The following is a 26,640-nucleotide window of genomic DNA, read 5'->3' on the forward strand; positions in this document are numbered from 1 at the left end:
TTTAATCGAGAGCAGCAAAAGCCGATTCAATTTCAGCCTGCAATTCCGCTGGGGTAAGGCGCGATTTTACGGCACCATCCTTGACAAATGAAATCCTCCCAGTCTCTTCCGAAACGATTACCACTACCGCATCGGTGTGTTCAGTGATTCCTACGGCAGCCCTATGGCGCATACCGTAGTGAGCGGGCAAACTCATGTTGTCGGTTACCGGTAATACGCATCTAGCGGCGTGAATCCTGTTGTTGCAAATAATTACCGCACCATCGTGCAATGGGCTATTCTTAAAGAAGAGATTCTCCAGCAATCGGGAGCTAATCACCGCATCAATTAAGTCACCCGTTTCGGCATACACTTCCAGTTCCGACCGTCGAGCAAGCACGATGAGAGCGCCAGTTTTTGTTTCGCTCATATTCCGCGCTGCCTTTACTATCGACTCTACGTTTAGCAAATTATCTTTTTCGGTGCGACCCGGAAAGAACAACCGCTCAATGGAGAAGTTATAGCGGGAAAAATAGCGATTACCAATGTATAGAAGGAACCGACGAATTTCTTGCTGAAACACAATGATGAGGGCAATAACCCCTAACCCGATAACCTTATCGAGAATGGAACTGAGAAGTTCCATATTTAGTGCCTTCACTATAAGCCAAACCAAGTAGAGGGCAAACACACCAACAAAGATGTTAATGGCCACGGTGCCTCGAACGAGCATGTAGATTTGGTAAAGCAATATTGCCACCAGAAGAATATCTACAACATCAAGGATTTTAAGGGTTATAAAGGCTAACTCCATCATCGCTACCAATTAATTAAAAGTGCCTAAATTTTTTATACCTGTCGAGAAGTTGAATGGTTTCAATAGCCTCTTTTACATCATGAACCCTAAGGATTGAAACCCCTTTCAGCAAAGCAATGGTGTTCAGAACAGTTGTGCCGTTAAGCGACCCCTCTGGTGTAGTATCAATCGTCTTATAAACCATCGATTTTCGAGAAAAACCAGCCAAGATAGGTAGGTCGAAAACCCGAAAATCATTTAGCCTAGCCAAGAGTTCAAAATTGTGATCAACAGTTTTCCCAAATCCAAAACCAGGATCTAGAATCACATCCTTCACTCCTAGCAAATTCAACGCCTTCAGTTTTTCCGAAAAGTAGAGTATAAGCTCCTGTTCGAGATTCTCGTAGGTGGGGCGGTTTTGCATGGTGAGTGGATTGCCCTTCATGTGCATCAGTATGTAGGGCACATTCAAATCGGCCACCGTTTGAAACATAGCAGGATCAAGTTCGCCGCCCGAAATATCGTTAACCATGGCTACACCAAAATCCTCCACCATGCGCCGAGCCACTTCCGACCGGAAAGTATCAACCGAGAGAATAGCCTCCGGAAAACTCTTCCTAATAGCTTTAATGACTGGAGATAACCGCGCCAACTCTTCTTTGCTCGATATATCTTTGGCCCCCGGCCGCGACGAGTATGCCCCCACATCAATAATGCGCGCGCCCTCCTGTAGCATTTTGCCCACTTCGCGCACCGCTCTACCTGCGCTGCTGAAACGACTCCCAATATAGAATGAATCGGGCGTGACATTAATAATCCCCATGACCACAGGATTGCTTAAATCTAAAAGCTTTCCGCCACAGGTGATGGTTACTTTTTTAAGAAAGTAAGAAGCAATATTTTCCATTTTTGCTATCTTGCATCAAATTTCATTAGAGGTTCAAAGGTAGCAAACATAATGTTTCAGCTTTCGTAACCCAAGCATTTTTTAAGAAAAACATACGTTACAATGCTTATTGTTTTTGAAGGGCTCGATGGCGCCGGGAAATCAACCCAAGTTAGCATGCTTAAGGATTACCTTTTACGCCAGGGGATAAACAGCGAATTCCTCCACTTCCCCCGCACCGACTCACCACTCTTTGGCGACCTCATTGCCCGTTTTCTACGTGGCGATTTGGGCAATATTGATTCGGTAAACCCATACCTCATTGCCCTTATTTATGCCGGCGACAGGCACAATGCGGCAGCACAGCTGCAAGGGTGGCTCAAGGAGGGCAAGGCGGTGATTCTCGATCGCTACGTGTACTCCAACATTGCATTCCAGTGCGCAAAGCTATCCGACAATTCGGAGCGGGAAAAGCTCCGGCAGTGGATTATCGACATGGAGTTCGATTTCTACAAAATACCACAACCCACCATAAACCTATTCCTCGATGTGCCGCTCAGCTTTACCGAAAAGAAGCTGACCGAGGAGCGCACCGGGCCCGAGAGGGACTACCTCCAGGGTAAGGCCGACATCCACGAGGCGAGCATTGATTTTCAGGAAAAAGTTAGGCGCGAATACCGCGAAATGTGCAACCTCAACTACAACCTCGACCGAGTAGATTGCTCCAACAATACCGGAGGTATGGATAGCCCCGAGAACATCTTCAGCAAGATTTTGGTTGAAATAAAAAAACACGACATAAAATGAAAAAAAGTATAATCGTTGCAAGCAGGATTGCTGCTATTGCCATTGCAGTCCTGTTTATCTTCTCCGGTTTTGTTAAGGGCATCGACCCCATGGGAACAACCTACAAGCTGGTAGACTACTTTGAAGCCTTCGGCATGCCCTTCTTCAACCCCATTGCGCTGCCGCTTTCCATTGCACTATCGGCAACCGAGATGCTCATTGGACTCATGCTCCTATTTAGGGTTAAGAACCGCGTAGCCGCATGGGGAGCGCTTATCTTCATGGTAGGGTTTACGGTGCTCACCTTCTTTTCGGCACTATTCAATCCGGTTACCGACTGCGGATGCTTTGGCGATGCCATTAAGCTATCCAACTGGGCTACCTTCTATAAAAATCTAGTATTTCTGCCCATTGCCATACTCGCTTTCTACGGAAGCAAGAGCAGGCAAGAGATGTTTGGCAAATGCCTCCTCAACTGGTCTGCCACGTTTGTGCTTGCCGCCATTGCCGTGGGCATATCGCTCCACTCCTTGGCCTACAAGCCCGTTATCGACTTCCGCCCGTTTAAAATTGGTGTAAACCTGAAAGAAGCAATGGCTATTCCTGCCGGAGCGCCTGCCGACGAGTACAAAACAACGCTCGTTTACAAGAAAGATGGTATTGAAAAATCGTTTGACGAGTCCAACTACCCATGGCAGGACAGCACTTGGGTATTTGTAGATAGCAAATCGGTGCTCGTGAAAAAAGGGTATACCCCCACTATTTCCAACTTCAGCCTAACCGGCGAAAACAACGAGGACATTACCTCAATGGTTACCGAGGGGCAGGGCTACACCTTTCTACTGATTGCGCCCAAGCTGGAAACGGCCAATCTTTCCAGAATAAACTACATCCAAAACCTGGCGGGCTTATGCTTAACCAACAAGCATAAGTTTATAATCGTTTCCTCCTCCGATTGGGCGAGAATTAAGGAAGTTGCCACAACCATTGAACTTCCGGTAACCATTGCCCAAGCCGACGAAACTATGCTCAAAACCATTGTTCGATCGAACCCGGGCCTACTGCTTATCCACAACGGCACCATTGTAGGCAAATGGGCTTGGCGGGAGATGCCGCACTTTGCCTCGGCAGAGAGTAACCCAATAACGATGGCACTTCGGGAATCCGAATCGCGATCGAATACCTACCTTGTAACCACCCTCATCTTATCGCTAATACTCCTGTTAATTGGAGGGAGTTGGCTAGCCAACAGAAAATAGCTGTTTACTTTTCCCATAAAAAACGCCTGAAAGTTTAAAACTTTCAGGCGTTTTTTATTTTAGTTCGAAAATATATCTCCAAAACCTTGACATCAATCTAAAAACTGTTGTATATTGCCATCGCATTGATATCATTTTAATATCTACACTATGAACGCAGAAAAGGTAATTAAACCTACAGCCGGATGGGTTGGGGTAACAATGGTAATCACTTCGTTGGGGTTAGGAATTGCAGGATTAATATTAGAATTTATCCCAGCAATATTCTTTCTTGCCCTGGCCGTATTCCTCATCATTGGATTTGTAATTGTAGCCCCCAACGAATCGAACGTGTTGGTATTCTTTGGGCGCTACGTGGGCACTATCAAAGAGAATGGATTTTACTGGGTGAACCCGCTTAACCTTAAGCGAAACATCTCCCTGCGAGCGCGCAACTTTAACGGCGAACCCATTAAGGTAAACGACAAGGTAGGCAATCCTATCATGATTGGCTTAGTGCTTGTTTGGAAAGTTGAGGAGACCTACCGATCGGCATTCCAGGTAGACGATTATCAACATTTTGTAGTGGTGCAAAGCGAAGCGGCATTGCGGAAACTTGCCGGCCACTACCCCTACGACAACTTCGAAGCTGAGAATACAGAGATTACCCTACGGGCCGGAGGCGAGGCGGTAAACGAGCAGCTGGAGATAGAGCTTCGAGAACGTCTCGATATTGCAGGGATTTGTGTAATTGAGGCAAGGATAAACTATATTGCCTACGCGTCCGAGATTGCCGGAGCCATGCTCCGCCGCCAGCAAGCTACCGCAATTGTTGCGGCACGCGAAAAGATTGTAGAGGGTGCTGTAGGCATGGTGGAACTCGCGCTCAAGCAGCTCTCCGAGAAAAAAATTCTTGACTTAGACGACGATAAGAAGGCAACCATGGTTAGCAACCTAATGGTGGTGCTATGCTCCGACGAAGGTGCAAAACCAGTAATAAATGCAGGATCACTCTACTAGAAAAATGGCTAAAAAAGCATTTGTTTTAAGAATTGAAGAGGAGACCATGAAAGCCGTGGAAAAATGGGCTGCGGACGAGTTCCGCAGCACCAACGGTCATTTGGAGTGGCTTATCGACAAGGCTTTGAAAGAATCCGGGAGAAAGAAAAAGAAGACAGGAACCACAGAGCATCCCACAACCGGAGAGGAAGCTGTTTAGCAAAACGGATAGAAATACAAGAGCGAGGCATAACCTCGCTCTTGAAATTTAACAAAGACAACAATTGATTCGCTGTAGGTGCGCAATATTGATTATCAAATGCGATGCAATGAATAGTGGCGCCACCTACGGGGCGCAAAAAAACGGATTGCGATACATTATTTCTACCAACGTTTGGCTCTTACAGAACCGTAGGTAAGTAATCAATAAAAAAATACTTAGCAGTTCATCAAGCTTAGCGCGGCAGCGGCCATAACCCCAGCGGTTTCGGTACGGAGGCGGCTGTTGCCAAGGCTTACGGGAGTAAATCCCTTCCCCATAGCCAGCGCCACCTCAGCGGGCGAGAAGTCGCCCTCGGGGCCCACCATCACAATGCACGATTCGCCAGGCATAACCCAATGGTGCAGCTGTGCCTGAGTATCGCCCTCGCAGTAGGCAAGCGCCTTGCGCCCATCAAACTCACGCGATAGGAACTGCTTGAGGGGCATCATGGGATTTACCTTGGGCATGTAGGCATGGATGGATTGCTTGGCCGCAGCCACCACCACGCGCTCGCTGCGGTCGAGCTTAATCTCCTTGCGCTCGGAGCGGTCGCACAGCAGCGGGGTAATCTCGTCCACCCCCATTTCGGTGGCCTTTTCGAGGAACCACTCAAACCGGTCGATATTCTTGGTTGGTGCTAGGGCAATGTGCAAATGGTAAGGCCGCTTACCATGCTCCAGCGTGCTCTCCAGTATGGTAATGTGGCAGTGCTTGGGATGCGAGAAGAGCAACTCGCCAAGATAAAACCCGCCTACCCCGTCGATAATATTCACCTTATCGCCAACATTCAGCCGCAGCACCTTAGCGCAGTGCATCGATTCCTCCTCGGGAAGGGTAGCAATATTGTCGGTTATTTGATTTGAATAGAAAATATGCATGTCGTTATTGAGTATCTTGCGGCAAATTTAGTAAAACATTACGAATGATTAAAGTTGGCATAGTTTCGGACACCCACGGCCACACCGACGATAAGCTACTCAAGTTTTTTGAAGGCTGCGGCCAGATATGGCACTGCGGCGATATAGGAACGGTGGCGGTGATTGCCGCGCTGGAAACCGTGGCGCCGGTAATTGCCGTTCATGGAAACATCGATGGGACCGAAACGCGCTGGAACAATCCACTTTTCCAGAGTTTCAAGATAGAGGAAGTCTCTGTTCTGATTACCCACATTGGCGGCTACCCCGGCAAATATAGCCCCGAGGCTAGAATACTCATCGAAAAGTATAAGCCCAAGATTTTTTTGGCTGGTCATTCGCACATCCTCAAGGTTATCCCCGACAGGAAAAACGATCTGCTTTTCATCAACCCCGGTGCTGCTGGGATTAGCGGCTTTCATTTGGTTAGAACAGCCATTCGCCTAACCATTGATGGCGATAAAATTAAAGACCTTGAGGTAGCCGAATGGCAGAGAAAGTGAATGGTGCAGTTGGCAGTCGGCAGTCCACAGTCGGCAGTCCACAGTCGGCAGTCCACAGTCTTCAGTCGGCAGTCTTCAGTCCACAGTCGGCAGTCAGCAGTCAGCAGTCTATAGCCCATAGCCCATAGCCTATTTCCCGTCTACTGTCCGCTAGGCACGTCGTCGGGGACCTCATCAGGGGTTGCCCCCGCGTTGATCTCGGCAAACCGCTTACGCGCTGCTCCAAGCACATTGCGGTCGGTAATTACATAGTTAAAGTGAGGCTGACCACGCTTTCCGGGTTGGGTTCGCTTACTACCGCTCAGCCCGCTAATGGGTACTACAAAAGCATCAGAGTAGCCTGCAATATGCATTGTTCCTCGGATGTAGGCAAACAGGTAATACTTTCCTGGAGCAGGTTCGAGGTATAGGGTGATCAAATCGCCCGAACGCCGTTTTACTACCTCTACAAACCCTTTCACTTTTTTATGAACCTGAACACCACCAAGCATTCCAATACCGATATCGCCTTTCGAAACAAAGGATTTTGTTTCCTGATTCCACACCAATACCAAATCGGTAAGGACAATAGAGTGCATGAGCTGCGGTGGTAACGTTGTTATTTTTCCATATAAGTTTAGCTCATTGAGCAATTGCTTACCCTGAGTATACCCAACAATATTCTGAATCCCCTTTACAAAACTAATCCGCCCCATATCCACTGGAGCTAACTCCTTCATAGTATTCAAATCGGCTGCCATTGCTTGTAGCGACAGCTGATTAAAGAAGAAGTCCATATCCATTACTACATCGAGTTTTGCCTTCTCCTCCTCCAGCATATAGGTATGGGTTCCCGCAATGTTTATCTCCATACGGCCAAACTTGGAGGCGAGGCTTAGCTTGCCCTCCGCTTCGAGCATGCAAAAATCCCGGTTAAGGGTAACTCTGTTTCCGGTAGTATCGGAGTGTCCGTAAAGAGCGGGGCTACTCACAACAAACTTCCCCTGATTCTTCTGAAAGTAGAGGTAACCGACAGAAGTTGCCACTGGATCGCCAAGGAAAAACTTATGATAACTTAAGAATCCCGGGAAAATATGGATCGAATCGGAAGCAATAAACGTTCCGGTGAAAAGGGGCGATTGATTGACATCAAACACCGGCTCCCGAAATGGTATTACTACGCTATCGGGGTTTATCTCCGTCTGGAATCTCAACCAGCTACGAACAACTCCGGGGCAACTATGAATTGGTCTTACACCACCATAAAACTCAAGAAAGTGCTTGCTCCCTTTAAGATTTATATCACCCATAAAGTCGAACTCAGGGCTCAGTTTAAAGCTATCGGGCTCGGTAAGCGTAGCATTGGCATAAGTTTCTATCCGCGATTTATCAACACTAATATCCTTGAAAAAGAAGGTCTGAACATTCTTCTGATAATCGATATAGTCATACTTTCCACTAGCCTTATAATCCATTCCCCTCAACACGGCAACATCTGCATCGTAGAGTCGATGAAACTTACCCACTTTATCGACAAATATCTCGGCCTTCTTAAATGGTCGTAACAAGCCACCACGCGCTACATCAATATTTCCATCACCAAGTTTTACTTGAGCGTCGGCAACCAAGAGGTATTTCACCTTCTTGGCTCGAATGGTGGCAGAATCGATACTGTAGTCCGCAAGCGGAGATACAAAGTTAAGAGTATCCTGATCGGCCCGAGTCGAAACAAAAATTGCTCCGGTGGGAATGGTATCATTAACCGTGATTTGTCTGCGTTTCACAATGTTGATTTTCTCCACAGGCATCGAGCGGGTTGCAGTCATGGTAAAGTCATACTTATCCATGTGCCACACTAAGGCATCGAGGAAAGAGCTATACTTCACTTCGGGCAGCGACGCGCGTATAAAGGCGCCGTTTTTCGAAATAGTTCCCTCGCGCTTGTCCATATCGACCAAAGCCTTTACGCTATCGGCGGCAAAGGCAAGATTCTGCTCTCTACTGAAGAGGTTAAATGAGGTGGTATCCGATTTGAACCGACGGGCATCGTAGCGATATTTTTTTGACACCAGCTGCGCATTCTCCACCACCGTAGTGCCATTGCCAATAAGTCCAACAGGCGTAAGAATCAAATCGCCCATTAAGGAACTCTTGCTGTTGAACATTAGGAACGGTTTCTCGCCGTAAGAAATCTTCATGGTATCTTTTCGAGGCAGCCACTTCCAACGATTGCCCTCGCCCACTACGTCAGGAAATTCAATCCCAGCCAATTGCTCGCCAAGCACAAACTTATCGGTAATTGCTAAAGCGGAGTCGGGAAAGAAGAAGAACCCCGGTGAGGTAGTGCGAGAAGTGAGGTAAGTTAGTGCCCCCTTACCTATCAACCCTTGATTACTTAAATCAACATTGTTGTAGAAAACACCCTTCCCTTTATAGGCTCGTAGGCCAGCATCCGTAGTCTTATGAACAAATCCCAGCGAATTGTCGGGACGAACCGAGAGTGTCTCTTCGAAAGGTGGAAAAATATCATCCGATTCGAATTGACCTTGAAACTTCAGGTCAGCCTTCTCAAACTGATTTAAGCTATCTATGGTATACGGGTCTACTCTAAAGAAGAATTTCTTACGTTTATAAATACCATCGAATATTTCGGGTGAATCGTAGTAAACGTATGACTCCTTGGTGCTTCGAAAAATTGGATACTCCGGATTCAGTTCTAAACCCGACTTGTTATTCGGTTTGTCGATAAGTAAATCGCCCGAAATAGATTCAAGGGTGCTATTAACCCTCGCAAGAACACGCTGCCCATATGCGTCGCGCTGATTAGTCTGTATGTCGATATGGAGTGAATCGACCTTATTCATGGAAAATTTAAAGTTGGCATAATCGAAGGCAAAACTATCCCCATAAAAAGTAAAGAGACCGGCACGAACCCCACCATCGAAGGAGAAATTTCGATTCTTCTTCATAATAATATTTCCTCCACGCGGTGCGATATAAACGTTTTGGGAATCGCTAACGGAAATATTATCAATACCATAAATAAACATGTCGTTTGTAGAAAGACTCATTTTAGCGTTCCCCTTACCACCATTTGTTTCCGACACAAACTGCAAAACATCGTAATCTATTTGGCTACTGCGAGCCTTTAGTGCCTCCATAAGTTTGGGGGCAAAGCGAATTTCTTCGGTTTCCACATCGTAAAAAACATAACCAAGCTGGGCCATTCTCATCAAATAGACTCTTGTATCGGTTACATTCTTGCGAAGGTAATTAGCAAACCCCTGGGCCGTGAGTTGCGCTCCGGGATGCTTCTTAGCAAAATTCCGTAAAGCATAAACAGGATGCTGTTCATCAGTGCCCATTAGTCCGTCAAAGCGGTCGATATTGAAGAAGTTTTGAGACTCAAAGTTCGATCGATTCAGCGCACTTCCAAAAGCACCGGAAAAAAGAAGTTCATCCGTTCCCGTTTTCCAGTAGAGCTGTTCACAGGTAAACGACATTTTATGGTAGGAATCGTAGTAAGGGCTCTGCGAAAGGATTCGATTGTTATGAACAAGGAAAACTTCTCCCTGTTTTTGTTTGTAAATCAAGTCGACATTGGAGTGAAAGATGGAATCCTGTTCAATAAAAAGAGACACCTGAGCCTTTGAGGCACGCAACTCGGACTCTTTAAGGATCACTAATCGCGACGTGGTGCGAATGAAATCATAGGTTTTCCCATTGGAATTAGGGCGCCGAATAGTAATAGTTACCGGATCCTCGCTCGAGCCATAACCAATAACACTTGATCCCTTTACTTCGAGGCCACCATCAAAATCAACATTTTCGAATATATTCTTTATTACATACCGCTGCTTATACGATTTAAAACGAGGATAGGTGAGCAGATTCGTAGGTATGCCAATCTCCAGTTTACTGGAAAGTGTACCTAGAATTTTCTCCTTTAAGTATGCGGTATTGACGTATTCCACCGAATCGGCATTGAACCCGTTCTGATCGAGTGCAATGGCATAATTGCGCAACTTAGCATTGGTTACGCTCTGGGACAACCCATTTTTTTCCCATGTTACAATACCACCCTGGCCCTTCCACTGACCGGTAAGTAGGTTGATTTGTCCCGATGTTTTTTTTACAGCAATACTGTCGGTGCTTGAATTGCACTCCAACTCAACCTCATGGAACGACACAACCAACTCCGCCCCTGCCACAAATTTAAATGCTCGTGGCTGAGCACTCCATACGTGCCCTGCAGCCCGATAAACAATACTTGAAGAATCGAGTAGTACCTGTGTATTCGATAATACCTTAAAGAGCTGTGATGCACTAGCTGCTTTTAGTTCCGTGGAGCCACTAATACCCCTAAGCCAAGTCTCAAAATCGCCAACGGGGTGATTGGTTTGACCAAAAGCGCCAATAATTTTCAAGAATGTAGACATGTGGGGAACAGCCAAACACTTTTTCTCGACTAGCTGATTGCACTCCGCAATAATTAATTTTTTATGGGCATCGCTCAGATAGCTGCCGGTATTCCAAAAAACAATAAAGTTATCTACCTGACTCTTTACCTCCTTAGGTAAATCCTGACCAAAATAGGTTAGTAGTTCAAGCGGAAATGCGACTGGATCGCCGGAAAACTTATCGAATCCCTGCTTTTCGCCCCTCACAAGAAAAAGAGAAGCAACAAGGAGAAGGGAGAAGAATATCCGTTTATTGTTTTTAAGAAATGCCATACCGTTTACTTTTTAAAAGAGAGGGCAACCCATCCACTCCGATCTTTTTGCTCCAAAAGAGTTAGTCCTAACCCAATAGCGCACTCGGAAATTATTGGAATATCCACGATAAGAATACCACTCAAGAATAGTAATCCATCGTTTTTCAACACATCCACATAGCGCGACATATCGGCAAGCAGAATATTTCGATTGATATTTGCCAAAATCACATCAAACGTTTCTGCCCCTAACAGATTGGCATCGCCTAAGGCAACCCGAACCTTTCCGGAAGCGTTGCGCTGAACATTTTCTTCAGCATTCTGAAAAGCCCAGTCGTCGTTATCGATAGCTAACACATCGGAAGCGCCTCTCATTGCGGCAAGAATTGCAAGAATGCCCGTACCACAGCCCATATCCAACACCCGCAATCCCTTAAATTCGTTGGCAAGAACAAACTCCACCATTTGGTAAGTAGTGGCGTGGTGTCCGGTGCCAAACGACATCTTTGGCTCAATAACAATTTCGTAGGTGGTCTTGGGCAAGTTGGTATGGAATGGCGCCCTAATGGTACACTTATCCTCAATAATAATTGGCTCGAAGTTCGATTCCCATACCTCATTCCAGTTCTTATCAGGCATCGGTTCCCACGAAATGGTTACCCCATCGGCCGACAAATATTTATTTACGATTGCCGCTGAAGAGTTGCCATCAAATGCCACCTCCGGAATATATGCTTTCAGTGTTGATCCTTCGGTATTAAAAGAGTCGTAGCCAAGCTCGGCGAGCTCAGCTACTAAAATATCGAGTATATCTTCGGTGGGGTTGCTGACAACGCAGCAAAACTCTACGTACTTCACAATATTGTGTTTAAGTTAATTGACTACACTTTCGATCGACCCGACAAGAATAAAAAATCTTGTTGTTGATACTAAAAAGATTTTGCAATTTCGATGTATTCCGAAACCGATAGCGATGCGCCACCAATCAGACCACCGTCTACATCGGGCATGGAAAATATCTCCTTTGCATTGGCTCCCTTAACGCTACCACCATAAAGAATTGGGATAGTATTAGCCACCGCGCTACTATATTGCTTCGAAATAGAATTACGGATAAAGCCATGCATGTCTTGTGCCTGCTCAGGTGTTGCAGTCTTTCCGGTACCAATGGCCCAAACTGGTTCGTAAGCAATTATTACTTTCTTGAGATCATCTTCCGAAAGTTGGTAAACAACCTTCTCCATCTGCTTTACAACAACCTCGAACTGAATTCCTTTCTCGCGCTCAGCAAGTTTTTCGCCAATACAAAAAATTGGGATAAGGCCATGGCTTAAGGTTAAGCGAACCTTCTTCAGCATCATTTCATCGCTCTCATGAAAAAATTCACGACGCTCCGAATGACCAATAATTACGTGGGTAACGCCCATTTCCTTAAGCGTGGTAATAGAGATTTCGCCGGTAAATGCACCGCTAAGTTCCCATGCACAATTCTGGGCACCAACCATTATGCGGCTTCCCTTTACCTTGTCAAGAATAGTTGCAAGGTGAGTATAAGGGGGGCAAACGATAAGTTCAACATCACCTTCCACCTCTGAAACTTTTCCAAGTATTTCAGAAACAAGTTTAACACCCTCTGCTGGAGTTGTATTCATCTTCCAGTTTCCTGCTGCAATTTTCTTTCTCATGTTCACATTTTTAGTCGTCCAAAATTACCGAAAAAACCGATGCCACGCTAGATATTGGTGCGAATATCTGCAAGATAATTAACGGAAACGTTGGCACCCTAAAGGTGTTTGGGCCACTATTGTTACCGTGCAACAGGAAATAAAACAGCCACCCTAGCTAAGTTGAATCCTTGGGTCGATGAGAGTGTAGGCAAAATCCACGAAGAGATTTACGACTATAAAGACGAGGGAAATGGTGAGAACGCAGCCCGCCACCACAGGCATATCATACGAATTAAGGGCATCAACAACAACATAGCCTAGCCCCTTCCAACCAAAAATATACTCGATAAAAATCACGCCGGCCATCATCGAGGCAAACCAACCGGATATACCCGTTACAACCGGATTAAGTGAATTCTTAAGCCCATGACGCCACACTATTTGTCGCATATTCAATCCTTTTGCCCTTGCGGTGCGAATATAATCCTGCGAGAGGACATCAAGTAGCGAACTTCTGGTTAGCTGCAGCACAACCGCTAAGGGTCGAATTCCCAAGGTGAGCGCTGGAAGAATAAGATTTTGAAGTTTCAGGTAGGGGCCATTACCAAAATCATCGATTTCCCACAAATTGCCTGTGAGCGACAGCCCTGTATAGTCTCCCAGTTTATAGGCAAACAACCAAGCGATCAGGATTGCTGCAAAGAAGGAAGGCAAAGACATTCCGAATGAAGTGAAAACCAGCGCTCCTTTATCGAACCAGCTGTCTTTATGCAACCCGCACACCAGTCCTAGAAAGATGCCAAGCGCGCTGGCAAATACCATTGCCGCAATAGCCAAGACCATGGTATTGGGAAAGGTCTCTGCAATTATTTCAGAAACGTTTTTTTGGTTTTGATAGCTACGACGAAGGTATGGAGCCTTAAATGCCACAACCATATTACCTACATTGACAGTCGCAGGCTCTCCATACTTGGCCTTAGCCAGAAAGAAAAGGCTGAGCGAATCGGTAGAATGAATAGATATTGGCGAAAGGTCGTTTAAGAAGGCAAGGTACTGAATTGACTTAGGCTGGTCAAGACCCAAATCTTTCTGGATAAGTTCCATCGACTTCTTGTCCGAACGCTGGCCAACGAGCAACCGCGACGCATCTCCAGGAATAAGACTGAACAGCACAAATAGCAGAGTTACAACACCCCAGAGTATTGCAATACTGTTCAGTAATCGTTTTAGCAAATAGGTAGTCAATGAGGTGCTTTTTGGCAAAGGTAAACAAGCCAAGGGAATGAGCAAATAGAAAATGTATCACGTAACTCAGTATCTGCCAGAAAAACATAGAACAGGCAACCGGTAATAAACATAGATGCTGAAAAAAACGCATATAGAATTTGGAAACTCGGAGTCAATTTCCAATTCTATGTGCGTCTTAGTGCTTTTCAGTTCTCCGTATTCTAGTTTCACCAACAAAACAGGAAATCGTCACGAGTTTCCTTTTTGAGCGAAGGCTAAAATCTTGCTGATACTCTCCTGCGAAGGAGTAGGTGGTAATTTCTTTGCTCCAAACAACGTTAAAAGTTCGGCATCAATTCTAGCAAATAGTCTACGAGGATCTTCTAGCGAAAATCGTTGGGAATTGGGATATTGCTCGTAAATAAATAGGTGTGTAGAATGTTTTGTCATAGGCAAGTGTAAACCATTTAATTTATAAAGAAACGGTATTAACCCTTAACATATTTTAACCGAGTCACTATTTTTTTACTACGCCACAACCCGTTCAATGTGAATAATGTGTATGCACAAAAAAAGCTACCCTTTTCAGAGCAGCCCAATTTGCTCGTTCTCCTTTTTAGTGAAAATAAGCCTAGCGTTTAAAACCTAAAGGAAACGCCAAACATAACATTGGTTGGACGAATTTCGTAGCTACTCGACGCGGTATTCAACCCTCCATAGGAAGAGTAGGCATAGGTCTTCTTGTTGAGAATATTATTCCAATCGGCAGTAAACTCAACCCGCTTCAGCTTATATCGAAAACCTAAGTCGCAAAAGAAAACGACTGGAGCGTTTCCGGCAATAAGCTCGTTATAGAAATGTTCGCCTTTGACCTGGATTTGAAAAGACTCCCACAGATTAAAACCTAGCGATAACTGCTGATAAACTTGATGCAAATAGGGTTGTTTACTACTATTTGCAAAGTCAATTTGCAGCTGGCTCATGGTTATTTGTCCGTTGTAATTCAACTCAACCCAGCTGGTTGGCCGAGCATTAAATTTCGGACTAATGGTAAAAGCGTGGTTCCTGTAGCGAATGGGTGACGCATCCTGAAGCATAGTAGTGGCTATGCTACTGTAGCTAAACACCACTCCTGCTGTCGATTTAAAAAGATCGACGGACTTGCTAATGCGGCTACTTGCCATCCAAAAATCGCGGCTATTACTCCGCTGTATCGCCGAGTTTATGACATATATACCCCGTATCGATTGCACGTAGCTGGCATCCGACAGCGATGGAGTAAAGCTAACCATTGCATTTACGAACAGCGCTGTAACCGGATTCCGATACGCAAATCCCACTGTATAACTTTGGCTCTTCTGCTCCGACACTACCGCATGCCCCCGATTGATATACCTATAGCTACTCAGCACATACCCCGATGATAGTTCCATAGGATCGCCAATACTCTGGTTCTGGCTAACGCTGGAAGAGAGTTCCAACTTAGTGCTGAACTTATACCTCACACTAAGTTTAGGGGTAAAATAGATTGTATTCCAATTCAGTGTTTTGTCTAAAACTTTATCGTTAAAATTCATGCTAACAACCTCGAGCGGGAGCGACAGTTCCATCCTGAACTTTTCGCTTACAAACCCCAATTTAGGAGTAGCCGAGTAGCGAAAATAGTTACAATCCCAGCGGTTGGAGAACTCGCTATCGACTTGGGGCGCAGGTGCAAGAGTGGATGTGTATTCCTGATGCTGAAGGTTTAAACCAAACTTGTTCTCCAAATACCACTTACCCTTGGCCAGTGTAAACGAGGCACTGCTGTTGGACACGGCACTTAAGTGTGTTATATCCTGAACCAGTTGGAGATAGTTGAGCCTACCGTTAAAAATGGTATCGGGCGACTCTTGCCTTACCTCCAAACTCTGAGGAAGCCTGGCAAGCCGATTGAAGCTGGCAAAGGTTACATTCACGCCCCTAATGCGTTTTATCACCCTAAAATCGTTTTGGATAGCCCGCGAAGGGGTTTTATACCGCTGCGTATTGACGCTCGAACCACGACCATCAACGCTGCTGCTGCTCCAATTACCGGTAAGCTTTAGTGCGTTATTGAAGTAGAACTTTGACGTATTTGCCGAAAGCGTCAGCATGGCATCGAAGTAGAATTGCTCATTTACTAAATCACGATCATCGACAACAACCAGTGCGCTATCGTTGGGAAACAGGTAGGTGTCAACCAGTAGGCTATTTTGCGCAACGCGATCCTTCAGGCAGCTAACGTTGAGCCGGAGCTGCCAGTCCTTGCTCAACATCCAAAGGTTATTGCTGCTGGCCATGAAGGTTTTATTAAACAAAAAACGCTCATCGTTTACCAATGGGATTGAGATGGTGGGGATGTCGAACAGGTCGACATCGCTATTACTACTACTCCCATTAAGAAAATCTTCCAGCGTAAAAACCTTTAGCTGCTTAGCAATATTGATTCCGGCATTATTACTCTTGGCCAGATTGATACCCTGATTTCGCTTGGCAATATTCATCAAAAACAGGTTGGCATCCCATAGCTCCACAGGTAGCCCAGTGCCCAGCTGGGCGCTTCCTACCCACCTATACTTAGAGGCTTCCCGCAAGGTTAGGTTAAGCGCGGCCCTGTCGGAAAACGAGGAATTCTCAAGAACTTTTATTTTCTGATGATTTTCGAATATTTGAACGTTAGCAATGGCATCAACCGGTATATTCTCGGTGGCAAGGGAATACTTCCCATCCATAGAATCCATCCCTTCAATATAGAAAGCGTTGATAGGTTTTCCCCCGTAGGAGATTGCCCCGTCCTTGTTCACATCAATCCCCGGCAACTTTTTTAGCACATCACCAATGGTTCTATCCGACTTGCTGGCAAAGCCCGCCACCGAATAGTTAATGGTATCGCGCTTGGCCCAAATCTTATCGGCTTTCACGGAAACCTCGTTTATTGAAATTGCCTCGGGCATCAGCGCCACATTCCTTGAGCCAACTTTCGTTGCCACATACAACTGCTGGGTGGCATACCCCAGACACGAAAAGCACACGAAGACCGAATCGAGCGATTCGTCAAGCGTGATGGAATACTGACCCTGGCTGTTGGTGATTCCGAAGGCCACCATATCGCCAGCAAGTTTTCGGTGCAGGGTGATGGAAGCATTGCTCACAGGGCTCCCGTTGCTTTTATCGGTTACCACGCCGGTAAACGCTACTTGGCCAAATGCAACAGAAAAAAAAAGAAAATATAGGAAAATGATTGCAACTATTCGGTGAATGGTCATAAGGTAAGGTCAATAGGGTTATATGGCTTTGATGGCTTTCCACCCCCATCAAGTGGAGTAATTGTCGCTCCAAATGTAGACTCGATAAGTCCAATGGCATCGGCATAGTAGCGCCTTACAACTTTACTATACTCCTTTTTAGAAACCTTTGTCAACTCCACCTTGTTAAAAACAATAGGCAGCGAAGATGCCTTAAGCCCAACGCACTGAAAGGTATAGTGATTTCGGGTATCGGCAACCTTAAGTATTAGCCCGGGCAAGCCGGAAAGTTGCCATGGGCCACCATTAACTGGTATTCCCGGTGCAAACCATGCCACATAGCTGCGCCCCTTAAAATTGCATACAGCCATTTGGCAACGATAGCCAAGAATGGTATCATACTCCGCCTTTACCTGCCATTGCGGTAGAACAATCGGCTCTGCATAGCAATAGTGGCTATCAATAATCTTATCTACTACGGTAACATCGCCCTCCGGGTAATCACGATAAACCGTATAACTAGAGCGCTTTCCTCCATATTTTGCCATGTTACCAATCATTTCCATGACAGAAACGCCGGCCTTTGTATCGGCATCGACCAATGAATCAGAATGAAAGGTGTAGTAACTGTAAAACTTAGAGCACTTCCGCCCCAGCTCAAGAATCATTAAATCCTCCGAAGTTTTCCCCATGTTTGTGCTATCCTTTACATAGGTTAGCTTATACTGGCAGCGTAAGGTTTGCGTATCAATCTCTTGAGAGTAAGCAGAAAAAGTTAAAACAAAATAAAGAAAACACAAGAAAAAAAACAATTTCATAGAGTAGAATATTTATAAGCAAATCATTGGGTAAGATCAATGGGATTGTAAGGTAGTTCAGGTTTAAACGCATTTCCAGTTTCGTCTGTCATAGAAATTGTTACACCATACGATTCCGCAAAAGAACTTAATACATCAGAATAGTGCCGACGCAAAACCTTACCATGCTCCTTCTTCGAAACCTTAAACCATTTCTGCTGAACGAATGTAATTGGAGAAGAAAAGGCCTGTATGCCCACACATTGAAAGATATAGTGATTCCTTGTATCGGCAACCTTAAGTATTAGCCCCGGCAACCCAGAAAAACACCAAGGCCCACCATTCACGGGCACACCAGGTGCAAACCAAGCCACATAGGTTCGCCCCAGAAAAGTGCAAACGGCCTTTTGGCAACGGTAGGAAAGAATGGAATCATACTCCGCCTTTACCTCCCACTGCGGCACGTCAAGCGGCTCATCAAAACAGTAGTAATCACGAGCAATCTTATTAACCGTAGTGATTTTGCCCACTGGATAGTTCTTATAAATCACAACATCAGTTCCCCTTATTCCTAATTTCTTTAAGTTTGTAACGCGCTCCATTGGAGACAAACCCGCTTTAATATCGGCCTTTGATACAGAGTCCCGAACATGGGCATAATAACTATAAAACTTAGAGCAACGCTTGCCCTGTTCTAGCACCATTAAGTCTACAGATACATCTTGAGGGTGTAAACTATCCTCTACGTATGTTAGCTTATACTGGCAGCGTAAGGTTTGCGTATCTATTTCTTGGCCTATCACAGATACTGCAAGGACAGGAAGTAAAAAAATCAATAAAATCAGATGTTTCATTCGTTGACAACGGGTTTAATAAAGTCAATCACAATATAACAAATACACATTCAACCCCGGACCTACCCAATCAGGTAGTTTTTCAAAAAAAAAAGAAATGAATAAATTCAAGGTATTGCAACAAAAAAAGTAACACATCCAAACTCAAAACCGCAAAACAACTTTCTTCAACTACCTATTTGAGTAGTTCCGTGCAATTAAAAAATTCTTACATTTGACAAACCGTCAAAGTTGCTGACCAAAAAAGCCAAAGCAATGACTAACCTTTTCAATTCCCAATTTCCAACCATAACAGGAGAGTTGCACGTTGCCCAAATTGCCCACTACGCTCAACTAATTAGTGCAATGGAGAGCAACCTCGGCTGTAGTTGCTACCTCTTCGACTACCAAAAGAAAACATTTGCATACATCCCCAATGGCTCACCCTTTTTAAGTGGCTATTCTAAGGTAGAGGTAATCAAGCGAGGCTGGGCACACTATCAGTCAATAATGGATGCCGCTGCATTCGAAGAATTTCAAACAGTTAATCGAGCAGCCTTCGAATTCTATAAGAATATTGCACTAGAACAACGAAGTGACTACACCCTAGAGTGCTGCTTTAAAATGCTAACCCAAAAAGGAGCGAACCTATTGGTAAAGCATAGCCAAACGCCTATTGTTATTACAAATATAGGTGACATATGGCTATCGCTATGCACCATACGCCCAGCCGTAGGCTACAAAAAAGAGGCACATTTACTTAGAAATACCAAACAGGCTTGCGATTACGAGTATAACCAAAGCAGCAAAACATTTGAAAAGAAGTTGAAGCCAAACCTCAACTCCAGAGAGGTAGAAATACTCCAAATGTTGGCATCGGGATTTACAGAAAGTCACATTGCCGAATTGCTCTTTATTTCATCCAATACGGTGAAGTATTACAAGAAAAATATTGTCAAGAAATTAAATACAGACAACATCAAAGAGGCCATTAGCGTTTACATTGCATCTTAAGCAATTTCCTGTCGCTTAACATAAAACAAGATATTACTGCACAAAAAAGGCTGCCCTTTCAGAGCAGCCCCGTTCCATAATAAATATCTTACCGCTATTTTACCGGCACTATGCTTATCGCTGCACCACCGCCAGGAGCGAGGTTCAAATTCAGCACCGATGAACTATCTACAGTAAAGTTTTCGATTTTGAAGGAGATGGGGTTTTTATCCCAATCGGCATCCTTGCCATCGGCATAAACCGTAGCCGTATACTTTTTCCCGGCATCCAAAAAGTCGAGATTAATGGTTAAGGTTCGCGCGTTCTCGTCGGTTACGCTACCCACAAACCAGCGATTGCCATTGCGCTCCTTGCGGGCAATGGTTACATAGTCGCCAATTTCGCCATTCAACACCTTCGATTCCTGCCAATCTACTGCCACATCGCGAATAAATTGAAAAGCAGGGTTGCCCTCGTAGTTCTCGGGAAGATCGGCCGCCATTTGAACCGGACTATACAAAACAACGTAGAGCGCCAGCTGCTGAGCCAAGGTATTATTTACCTGGTTGTTGGGTTTCCAAGGCTTTAACTTGATATCGAATATACCGGGAGTGTAATCGATGGGTCCGGCCAGCATGCGGGTAAACGGAACAATGGTAAGGTGCTCCGGCATATTTCCTCCATCGGAAGCCCAAGCGTTGAACTCCTGTCCGCGCAACCCCTCACGGGCAATAAAGTTTGGATAGGTGCGACGAATGCCTGTTGCCATAATTGGCTCATGTGCATTGATGGCCACCTTATACTTAGCTCCCATATCAAGAACCCGCTGGTAGTGGTTCACCATATACTGTCCGTGATGGTATTCGCCCTTGGGAAGAATCTTGCCCACGTATCCCGTCTTCACGGCATGAACATCCAACTTCTGCATAAACGCAAAGGCCGTGTCGAGCTGCTTATCGTAGGTTTGAGTGGCCGCAGAAGTTTCGTGGTGCATAATTAGCGCAACACCTTTCTCCTTACCATAACGAATAACTTCATTAATGTCGTAATCGGGGTATGGGGTAACAAAATCGAAGACCCCTTCCCTATCCTCAAAGCCAATCCAGTGCTCCCATCCGGCATTCCAACCTTCGACCAATAGTCCATGAATGTTGTTCTTGGCAGCAAAATCGATATACTTCTTAGCGTTTTCGGTAGTAGCGCCGTGCTTACCGCTGGCCATATCCCAGCTGGCTTTACCAAGGTGCATCTCCCACCAAATACCCACATACTTGGTAGGCTTCACATAGGAGACATCGCCCAGTTTATTGGGCTCGTTCAGGTTTAAAATCAACTTCGACTCAATAAGTTCGCCTGCCCTATCGGTAATTTGAATGGTGCGCCAAGGCGTGTTAAAAGGGGTAGCGGTAACCACCTTTATGTTTTTGCTATTTCCTACCAACTCGCTCTGCATCATTAAATTCGTGGTATCCACCTTCAGCGTAATGCCTGCATAGTTGTAGAGTGCCGCCTCGTGAAAGCTAAGGTAAACCCCATCGTCGGTTTTCATGGTAACCGGCGTGTTCACAGCGTTTTCTGGAATATATGTTTGCGCTAAGTTTGGATGGTTACGCTTGCTGATAGCATCAATATCGGTAAAGCGGGTAGTATTGTAGAGGTGCTCGTAAATATCCCAATCGCCGGGTTGCCACCAAACTAGGTGGTTGCCGGTTAGCTTAAACTGTGTGTTCTCATCGGTGATTACCACCTTGCCCATGGATGCCTGCTTGGGGAACTCGTATCGAAAGCCAATGCCATCGTCGAAAACGCGAAAGACTAGGCTAAATGTTCGCTTCTTTCCTGCTTTCTCGGCAAGGGTAACCTTTAGCTGTTTGTAGTGGTTCACCACCTTTAGTTGCTCACCCCAGGGCATCTCCCAGGTTTCGTTAAACTCGGTAATGGCGCTGCTCGTAATTGCGAGCCCCTCCTTTATCGAAGGCTCTCCCTGAAAATCGAAACCAAGGGTGGAGGTTTCAATTACCGGCTTGGCGTTATAGAGCACCCGGTAGGCCGCCTCGCCCTTTCCCTGAAGGAAGAACTCAACCTTAATGCCTCCCGATGGAGAGGTAACCTCCAACTTTTTCACAGAAGCCATGACAGAAAGAACTCCTACGCCAAACAGTATGGTAAGTAAGAGTTTATGGACATTATATCTCATAACAAAAATAATTAGTGCCATTCGTTTTAGCAAATATACCCAAACAAGCAAGGCCATGGTACATTACACATATTCTTTGCATCGGAATTCTCCGCAAACGTTGTAAATAGCAGTTAAAGGTGAAATGTTAAAAGACAGAAAAAAATGAAGTATCAAGGCGTTAACGGCTTTCGCATATCTTGTTTTCTGTCTTCTGACATTTTTCTTCTGAGTCCTTCATACTAGTCAACAATAAGGTTAGTGAAACTCCTTGTGTATTCAGGCATTTTCCTCTTCCGATTAACTACAGTATAACATCATACTAACTACCGTTGAACTTCTATTTTTTCTCTTTTAACACTTTTTGACCATTGAAAATGAACCATATTCAGAAATATTCCTACTTTTGGTCCCAAACAAACCTAAAAATCCTACTGCCTATAGATTGTATTCTACACTGAACTAAAAAAGGAGGTAGAATTGGAACAATTAATCGTTTCGGACCAGGAATTGGTTACACAGTTCGTGGATGGCAGTCACGCTTCGTTTGAAGTACTTCTAAAAAGACACAAACAAAAAGTTTACTCCTACATCATGGTATCCGTTAGGGATAAAGCCCTAGCCGACGATATTTTTCAGGAGACTTTTATCAAGGTAATCAAATCGCTAAAAGAGGGTAAATACTTTGAGAACGGGAAGTTTGTTTCCTGGGTGGTTCGTATTGCTCATAACCTCATCATCGATCACTACCGAAGGGAGAAGCAGCTCGGCACAACCAATGCTGGGTCGTTCGAGTGGGATGTATTTAACTCTCATCGCTTCTCGGAACAGACCATTGAGCAAGATATGGTTTACGACCAAATTCTTAAGGATGTAAAAGGGCTTCTCGCTTACCTACCTGAAGAGCAGCGCGAAGTGGTAATGATGCGACACTATATGGACCTTAGCTTTAAGGAGATTGCTGAAACCACTAACGTAAGTATAAACACTGCACTTGGCCGTATGCGCTACGCTCTAATAAATCTCCGCAAACTAATTGAAGAGCATAAGATTGTACTTTCAGAATAAACTTTCACGAAACATAAACACCTAAAGGCCGTCTCCCCCTCCGAAGACGGCCTTTGCATTTGATAACCGATCGTATTTAAAACGTTGAAGAATCGCGGTAAAGGCAGCCCTACCGGCACATCATACAACTTTCTCATTTACAATAATCAACAACTAAAAACACCGTCCAAATAGAAATAATTCAAAAAACAGTAGGGTATTTTTTTTGTTAAGGGTATTAGGTGTATAAAAAAATAAAAACATTTACACGTTTAACTTAATAATTACAGCCATGAAAAGAATTTCAATTTTAATGTTTGCCGCCGGTGCAATGCTTTTCGCTTCCTGCCAAAAAGACGATGAAACTACCGATCCGATGGTTACCACCATTCAGGAAGATGATTTGGCCACGAACTACTACGACGATGTTGATAACGAAGCCGATGAAGTAACCATGGAGGCTCCTACTCGTTCCCTTGCTTCCAGCGAAATGGATATTGTAGCAGACAACGGGCGGACAGTAACTACGATAGTGAATGCCGACAACTCCATAACCAAGACGATCACATTCACTAATTGGACCAATCCTAAAGGCAACCAAAACATAGTAAAGAATGGTAAGATCATCATCAATGTTGTGGGTCGCCCAATAGAAGACGTCTTCATGCGCACCATAACCTTCGAGAACTTCACGATAAACGGCAACCGCATTGAGGGAACCAAGATGATTACCAAGACCGCTGCAAACCAATTCACTGCAACCTGTGACAATGGCAAGATTACCTTCACCGACGGTAAAACATACACCCGCACCTTTACCCGCACCCGCACTTGGGTTGATGGTTTTGACACCCCATACAACGTCTGGGACGATGTGTTTGAAGTTACAGGTGGCGCAACCGGAATCAACCGAAACGGATATGTATATACCCACACTATAATGAACCCGCTACGCGTTGAAAGAGCTTGCCGATTCATTGTTTCGGGAACAGTTGAGATGCTTGTAAATGAGAAAACAGTTATACTCGATTACGGCTCTGGCACTTGTGACAACTTAGCCACCATTACCTACAACGGCAAAACCACTGAAATTAAGCTTCGCGGAGGGAAATAAACGAGTGAAATGCTTATAAAGCAAAATGGGGCATTCAGAGAGCCCCATTTTGCATAAGTATTATCAGTGAACGCAACTATTTGTTTGCCGCCACTTCGTTATAACCAGATAAATCGGAATGCAATTCATCTCTAAGCGGATTACGCTTGTATTTACGAATCTTATAGATGTTATAAACAAACACGCCGATGTTGGCAGCTAAAGCTATGAAACTAAGCATCCATAAGGCCGTAGTGTTGTGCGACGATTTTACAGCAAATCGAGAGGTGTCGATAAATGCCGGGAACGACATGGCGAACATCACCCATATGGCCAATGTTTGAGCGCGGTGCTGGAGCCAGGCTCCCTTCTTGATGAAAAATGCCGGGATGGTACAGGATACCAGCAGGGCTGCACCCGCATAAAAGGCATGGTCGGGAACACAATTATAGACATAGGCAAAGTTCCACAGATCGTAGGCAATAATCCAGAACCAAAGCATATCGGGCCAAAGCATATCCTTGTATTTATCCTTACCAATAAAAATCCCAATCCAACCTGAAATGGTGATAATATTCAAAATCCCAGCTATTCCGTTCATAATATTCCATGAGCCACCTACGATCATCATGCCATCGACAAAACCATTATAGCTGTAGCATTGAAAATCGCGAACAACGGCTTCTAGTATATTTACAGACAGAATTAGTGGCGGAAAAAGAAGTAAATACTTATTCTGAGCCCAACCTTTAAAATAGCGTAAGGCCATGAAGCCTAAACACCCAGCTAACGCTGAATAAACCTTTGTCCACGCAAACCAAGTTCCTACACTTGTACCAGGAACTGCAGTATATACCCACACAGTGTAAGTAAGGGTAAGCGGCAATGCTAGATAAACAAAAAGGGAAAACCATTTATTGGCCCGTGTCAACTCATTCACGAGTATTAAGCCTGCGACAACCACAAACCACATAAGACCCGAATACCAAGTAATCTGTTCAAAGAAAAACATAGCGAAATCTCCTATCTTTTGATTAATGAAACAATATTTTGCTGAGCAACTATTCGGTGTATACATTTACTGAATGAAGAACAGGAAGATGATCACCTCCTCCATCTCAGTAAGACGAACGATTGATAAAGCAAAGCTACGAGCTCATCATCGAAAGAAAGTTGAATTAGTTCAACTTCGTAAGATCTTCGTTTTTAGCTTGCAAAGCCATTCCTTACTTATCCCCATAAAGAGGGCGATATATTTATCAGGAATACGCTGCAGATAAATGGGCTGCTTTGTAAGCAAATATTTAAGAAACTCCGTAGAGGTAAGCGTAAGGCGCAGCGTATTGAACTTGTATAGAGTAAGAAATCCATCGGCAATAATTTTGTAGTAAAAAGTACTAAACTCGGGAAAGGTAATACACAGCTCGTCCAAATCGGTTCGAGAATAGCGAATCACCATACTATCCTCCAGTGCACGAATACCACAAACAGAGGGCTGTCGCGTAAAATAGCTCTCTGGCGAGGAAAAAAAACTATATGCCTCATCGACAGCAAAGCCAATAATACTTTCCTTCCCATCAGCATTTATGTGCAAATGAATAAAACAACCATACTGGATAAAACAACTAAAATCGCATACCTCACCTGCCTGCAAGACGTATTCGTTTTTATGAAACCTTAGAATAACCCCACGCGCCTCTAACTGCAGCATAAGTTCAGCCGACACAGTAATTTCACACTCTAATTGTTGCCTGAGCTTATTGAACATCTCGGATTTATAAGTTTCAAAGATAGCGCGAAGGCAATTAATGGCAAAATACAATTCCATTCTTACAATTTTATTTGTAGGCAAAAGTATCGCCTCCCCACCGATGCAGGGATTCAGGCAAATCGATAAAACCGCACAACTCTCATTATAGCATCTGCTCTTTGACATATTACCCAACCGCCTCCATTTTTTCACAGATAAAATCACCCATTTAGATTAGACAACCCTCCTATTCATTGATCGCTTTTGCATTGAGCAGCATCTAGGGTTATGTTTGTATCAGATTAATTAGCGATACAAATTCGTCAGATGAAATGATCTTAAAATTTTATGACGTAAATTGTTATCCACGGTATGCAAAGTCATCTTGTATAACCTTATATCCGCAACATAAAAGCATAAAATAATCGGGAACCCCTGTAATAATAATCATCACAAGGCTTTCCCGATTAAAATATTTTCACCTACTTAGGTGAAAACATCGTAGCGGATGAAAATTACATATTCTAGCGACACCATCAACTCTTTTGGCGGAATAAATTTTGCAGACAAAATTATCCGGGAGGCCTCTATTTACGACACCATAGACCAAACGCTTGGCATTCGGGGAGTTAAGGCACAGTATTCCTACAGTGATTTGTTTCGATCCTACCTCATGCTGGTTTTATGCGGCGGCGAATGCGCCGAGGATATTACCGAACACCTGCGCTCAGAGCT

The 26,640-nt window shown here is 44.6% G+C and carries 22 protein-coding genes and 1 pseudogene; 9 read left to right on the forward strand and 14 right to left on the reverse strand.

The genetic code is table 11. The annotated features are described in order from the left end of the window. Window position 1 precedes the first annotated feature (1 nt). Complete coding sequence (gene cdaA, locus BLS65_RS06790) at window positions 2-796, reverse strand: diadenylate cyclase CdaA (RefSeq protein WP_244500669.1); 795 nt, start codon at window positions 794-796, stop codon at window positions 2-4. A 13-nt stretch (window positions 797-809) separates the two neighbouring features. After that, on the reverse strand, window positions 810-1,682 hold the full coding sequence (folP, locus tag BLS65_RS06795) for a dihydropteroate synthase (protein WP_092437265.1): 873 nt from the start codon (window positions 1,680-1,682) through the stop codon (window positions 810-812). 102 nt (window positions 1,683-1,784) lie between these two features. Here folP and tmk point away from each other — a divergent pair, with 102 nt between their 5' ends. The 4 genes from tmk (at window position 1,785) to BLS65_RS06815 (ending at window position 4,904) form a co-directional block, all read left to right on the forward strand. Continuing rightward, window positions 1,785-2,468: a dTMP kinase gene (gene tmk / locus BLS65_RS06800; protein ID WP_092437267.1), complete on the forward strand. Its 684-nt coding sequence runs from the start codon at window positions 1,785-1,787 to the stop codon at window positions 2,466-2,468. Further along, window positions 2,465-3,706 (forward strand): BT_3928 family protein, encoded by a 1,242-nt coding sequence (locus tag BLS65_RS06805; RefSeq protein ID WP_092437269.1) that lies wholly within the window; start codon window positions 2,465-2,467, stop codon window positions 3,704-3,706. The genes tmk and BLS65_RS06805 overlap by 4 nt, the downstream gene beginning before the upstream one ends. A gap of 150 nt (window positions 3,707-3,856) precedes the next feature. Then, window positions 3,857-4,705 carry an SPFH domain-containing protein gene (locus tag BLS65_RS06810; RefSeq protein WP_092437271.1) on the forward strand — a complete coding sequence of 283 codons (849 nt, stop codon included), beginning with the start codon at window positions 3,857-3,859 and terminating at the stop codon, window positions 4,703-4,705. Beyond that, on the forward strand, window positions 4,686-4,904 hold the full coding sequence (locus tag BLS65_RS06815) for a type II toxin-antitoxin system antitoxin (protein WP_394331454.1): 219 nt from the start codon (window positions 4,686-4,688) through the stop codon (window positions 4,902-4,904). The genes BLS65_RS06810 and BLS65_RS06815 overlap by 20 nt, the downstream gene beginning before the upstream one ends. A 218-nt stretch (window positions 4,905-5,122) precedes the next feature. Here the strand turns inward: BLS65_RS06815 and BLS65_RS06820 are convergent, their stop codons facing one another. Further along, window positions 5,123-5,824 (reverse strand): 16S rRNA (uracil(1498)-N(3))-methyltransferase, encoded by a 702-nt coding sequence (locus BLS65_RS06820; protein WP_092437275.1) that lies wholly within the window; start codon window positions 5,822-5,824, stop codon window positions 5,123-5,125. A gap of 44 nt (window positions 5,825-5,868) precedes the next feature. Here BLS65_RS06820 and BLS65_RS06825 point away from each other — a divergent pair, with 44 nt between their 5' ends. Next, the gene (locus BLS65_RS06825; RefSeq protein WP_092437277.1) at window positions 5,869-6,363 is read left to right on the forward strand and encodes a metallophosphoesterase family protein; all 495 of its coding nucleotides are present in this window, start codon (window positions 5,869-5,871) and stop codon (window positions 6,361-6,363) included. A 140-nt stretch (window positions 6,364-6,503) separates the two neighbouring features. On the opposite strand, the gene BLS65_RS06830 is transcribed toward BLS65_RS06825, so the two are convergent. The 8 genes from BLS65_RS06830 to BLS65_RS06865 form a co-directional block, all read right to left on the reverse strand. After that, on the reverse strand, window positions 6,504-11,075 hold the full coding sequence (locus BLS65_RS06830) for a hypothetical protein (RefSeq protein ID WP_092437279.1): 4,572 nt from the start codon (window positions 11,073-11,075) through the stop codon (window positions 6,504-6,506). 5 nt (window positions 11,076-11,080) lie between these two features. Continuing rightward, a complete protein-coding gene (gene prmA, locus BLS65_RS06835) occupies window positions 11,081-11,914 on the reverse strand; it encodes a 50S ribosomal protein L11 methyltransferase (RefSeq protein ID WP_092437281.1) in 834 nt (277 codons plus the stop codon). A 71-nt stretch (window positions 11,915-11,985) separates the two neighbouring features. Then, the gene (gene tpiA, locus BLS65_RS06840) at window positions 11,986-12,741 is read right to left on the reverse strand and encodes a triose-phosphate isomerase (RefSeq protein WP_092437283.1); all 756 of its coding nucleotides are present in this window, start codon (window positions 12,739-12,741) and stop codon (window positions 11,986-11,988) included. A 153-nt stretch (window positions 12,742-12,894) separates the two neighbouring features. Further along, a complete protein-coding gene (locus BLS65_RS06845) occupies window positions 12,895-13,968 on the reverse strand; it encodes an ABC transporter permease (protein WP_092437306.1) in 1,074 nt (357 codons plus the stop codon). Between the two features lie 231 nt (window positions 13,969-14,199). Beyond that, the gene (locus BLS65_RS06850; protein WP_092437285.1) at window positions 14,200-14,400 is read right to left on the reverse strand and encodes a hypothetical protein; all 201 of its coding nucleotides are present in this window, start codon (window positions 14,398-14,400) and stop codon (window positions 14,200-14,202) included. A gap of 188 nt (window positions 14,401-14,588) precedes the next feature. Next, a complete protein-coding gene (locus BLS65_RS06855; protein ID WP_092437287.1) occupies window positions 14,589-17,237 on the reverse strand; it encodes a carboxypeptidase-like regulatory domain-containing protein in 2,649 nt (882 codons plus the stop codon). Next, complete coding sequence (locus BLS65_RS06860; protein WP_092437289.1) at window positions 17,234-18,034, reverse strand: GLPGLI family protein; 801 nt, start codon at window positions 18,032-18,034, stop codon at window positions 17,234-17,236. The genes BLS65_RS06855 and BLS65_RS06860 overlap by 4 nt, the downstream gene beginning before the upstream one ends. Window positions 18,035-18,057: 23 nt before the next feature. Beyond that, entirely contained in the window at window positions 18,058-18,867 is an 810-nt protein-coding gene (locus BLS65_RS06865; RefSeq protein ID WP_092437292.1) for a GLPGLI family protein, read from the reverse strand. Between the two features lie 255 nt (window positions 18,868-19,122). Here BLS65_RS06865 and BLS65_RS06870 point away from each other — a divergent pair, with 255 nt between their 5' ends. After that, window positions 19,123-19,860: a helix-turn-helix domain-containing protein gene (locus tag BLS65_RS06870; protein WP_092437294.1), complete on the forward strand. Its 738-nt coding sequence runs from the start codon at window positions 19,123-19,125 to the stop codon at window positions 19,858-19,860. A 94-nt stretch (window positions 19,861-19,954) separates the two neighbouring features. Here the strand turns inward: BLS65_RS06870 and BLS65_RS06875 are convergent, their stop codons facing one another. Beyond that, on the reverse strand, window positions 19,955-22,036 hold the full coding sequence (locus BLS65_RS06875) for a glycoside hydrolase family 97 protein (RefSeq protein ID WP_092437308.1): 2,082 nt from the start codon (window positions 22,034-22,036) through the stop codon (window positions 19,955-19,957). Between the two features lie 459 nt (window positions 22,037-22,495). Here BLS65_RS06875 and BLS65_RS06880 point away from each other — a divergent pair, with 459 nt between their 5' ends. Both BLS65_RS06880 and BLS65_RS06885 read left to right on the forward strand, forming a co-directional pair. Further along, the gene (locus BLS65_RS06880; RefSeq protein ID WP_092437296.1) at window positions 22,496-23,083 is read left to right on the forward strand and encodes a sigma-70 family RNA polymerase sigma factor; all 588 of its coding nucleotides are present in this window, start codon (window positions 22,496-22,498) and stop codon (window positions 23,081-23,083) included. A 271-nt stretch (window positions 23,084-23,354) separates the two neighbouring features. Continuing rightward, window positions 23,355-24,176, forward strand: coding sequence for a hypothetical protein (locus BLS65_RS06885; RefSeq protein WP_092437298.1), 822 nt, complete (start codon window positions 23,355-23,357; stop codon window positions 24,174-24,176). 76 nt (window positions 24,177-24,252) lie between these two features. On the opposite strand, the gene BLS65_RS06890 is transcribed toward BLS65_RS06885, so the two are convergent. Then, window positions 24,253-25,167 carry a DUF5692 family protein gene (locus BLS65_RS06890; protein ID WP_092437300.1) on the reverse strand — a complete coding sequence of 305 codons (915 nt, stop codon included), beginning with the start codon at window positions 25,165-25,167 and terminating at the stop codon, window positions 24,253-24,255. Window positions 25,168-25,338: 171 nt separating this feature from the next. Further along, entirely contained in the window at window positions 25,339-25,983 is a 645-nt protein-coding gene (locus tag BLS65_RS06895; protein WP_170830022.1) for a Crp/Fnr family transcriptional regulator, read from the reverse strand. A 430-nt stretch (window positions 25,984-26,413) separates the two neighbouring features. Here BLS65_RS06895 and BLS65_RS06900 point away from each other — a divergent pair. Continuing rightward, window positions 26,414-26,640 (forward strand): annotated as a pseudogene (locus tag BLS65_RS06900) (hypothetical protein); the annotation flags it as partial.

Origin of the sequence: Williamwhitmania taraxaci (genome assembly GCF_900096565.1) — a bacterium.
GTDB classification, from domain to species: domain Bacteria; phylum Bacteroidota; class Bacteroidia; order Bacteroidales; family Williamwhitmaniaceae; genus Williamwhitmania; species Williamwhitmania taraxaci.

What these genes read in the sequence shown, in the direction of transcription:
- cdaA (WP_244500669.1), bottom strand. Translation starts at nt 796, where the DNA reads ATGATGGAGTTAGCCTTTATAACCCTTAAAATCCTTGATGTTGTAGAT.
- folP (WP_092437265.1), bottom strand. Translation starts at nt 1,682, where the DNA reads ATGGAAAATATTGCTTCTTACTTTCTTAAAAAAGTAACCATCACCTGT.
- tmk (WP_092437267.1), top strand. Translation starts at nt 1,785, where the DNA reads ATGCTTATTGTTTTTGAAGGGCTCGATGGCGCCGGGAAATCAACCCAA.
- BLS65_RS06805 (WP_092437269.1), top strand. Translation starts at nt 2,465, where the DNA reads ATGAAAAAAAGTATAATCGTTGCAAGCAGGATTGCTGCTATTGCCATT.
- BLS65_RS06810 (WP_092437271.1), top strand. Translation starts at nt 3,857, where the DNA reads ATGAACGCAGAAAAGGTAATTAAACCTACAGCCGGATGGGTTGGGGTA.
- BLS65_RS06815 (WP_394331454.1), top strand. Translation starts at nt 4,686, where the DNA reads ATGCAGGATCACTCTACTAGAAAAATGGCTAAAAAAGCATTTGTTTTA.
- BLS65_RS06820 (WP_092437275.1), bottom strand. Translation starts at nt 5,824, where the DNA reads ATGCATATTTTCTATTCAAATCAAATAACCGACAATATTGCTACCCTT.
- BLS65_RS06825 (WP_092437277.1), top strand. Translation starts at nt 5,869, where the DNA reads ATGATTAAAGTTGGCATAGTTTCGGACACCCACGGCCACACCGACGAT.
- BLS65_RS06830 (WP_092437279.1), bottom strand. Translation starts at nt 11,075, where the DNA reads ATGGCATTTCTTAAAAACAATAAACGGATATTCTTCTCCCTTCTCCTT.
- tpiA (WP_092437283.1), bottom strand. Translation starts at nt 12,741, where the DNA reads ATGAGAAAGAAAATTGCAGCAGGAAACTGGAAGATGAATACAACTCCA.
- BLS65_RS06850 (WP_092437285.1), bottom strand. Translation starts at nt 14,400, where the DNA reads ATGACAAAACATTCTACACACCTATTTATTTACGAGCAATATCCCAAT.
- BLS65_RS06855 (WP_092437287.1), bottom strand. Translation starts at nt 17,237, where the DNA reads ATGACCATTCACCGAATAGTTGCAATCATTTTCCTATATTTTCTTTTT.
- BLS65_RS06860 (WP_092437289.1), bottom strand. Translation starts at nt 18,034, where the DNA reads ATGAAATTGTTTTTTTTCTTGTGTTTTCTTTATTTTGTTTTAACTTTT.
- BLS65_RS06865 (WP_092437292.1), bottom strand. Translation starts at nt 18,867, where the DNA reads ATGAAACATCTGATTTTATTGATTTTTTTACTTCCTGTCCTTGCAGTA.
- BLS65_RS06870 (WP_092437294.1), top strand. Translation starts at nt 19,123, where the DNA reads ATGACTAACCTTTTCAATTCCCAATTTCCAACCATAACAGGAGAGTTG.
- BLS65_RS06875 (WP_092437308.1), bottom strand. Translation starts at nt 22,036, where the DNA reads ATGAGATATAATGTCCATAAACTCTTACTTACCATACTGTTTGGCGTA.
- BLS65_RS06885 (WP_092437298.1), top strand. Translation starts at nt 23,355, where the DNA reads ATGAAAAGAATTTCAATTTTAATGTTTGCCGCCGGTGCAATGCTTTTC.
- BLS65_RS06890 (WP_092437300.1), bottom strand. Translation starts at nt 25,167, where the DNA reads ATGTTTTTCTTTGAACAGATTACTTGGTATTCGGGTCTTATGTGGTTT.
- BLS65_RS06895 (WP_170830022.1), bottom strand. Translation starts at nt 25,983, where the DNA reads ATGGAATTGTATTTTGCCATTAATTGCCTTCGCGCTATCTTTGAAACT.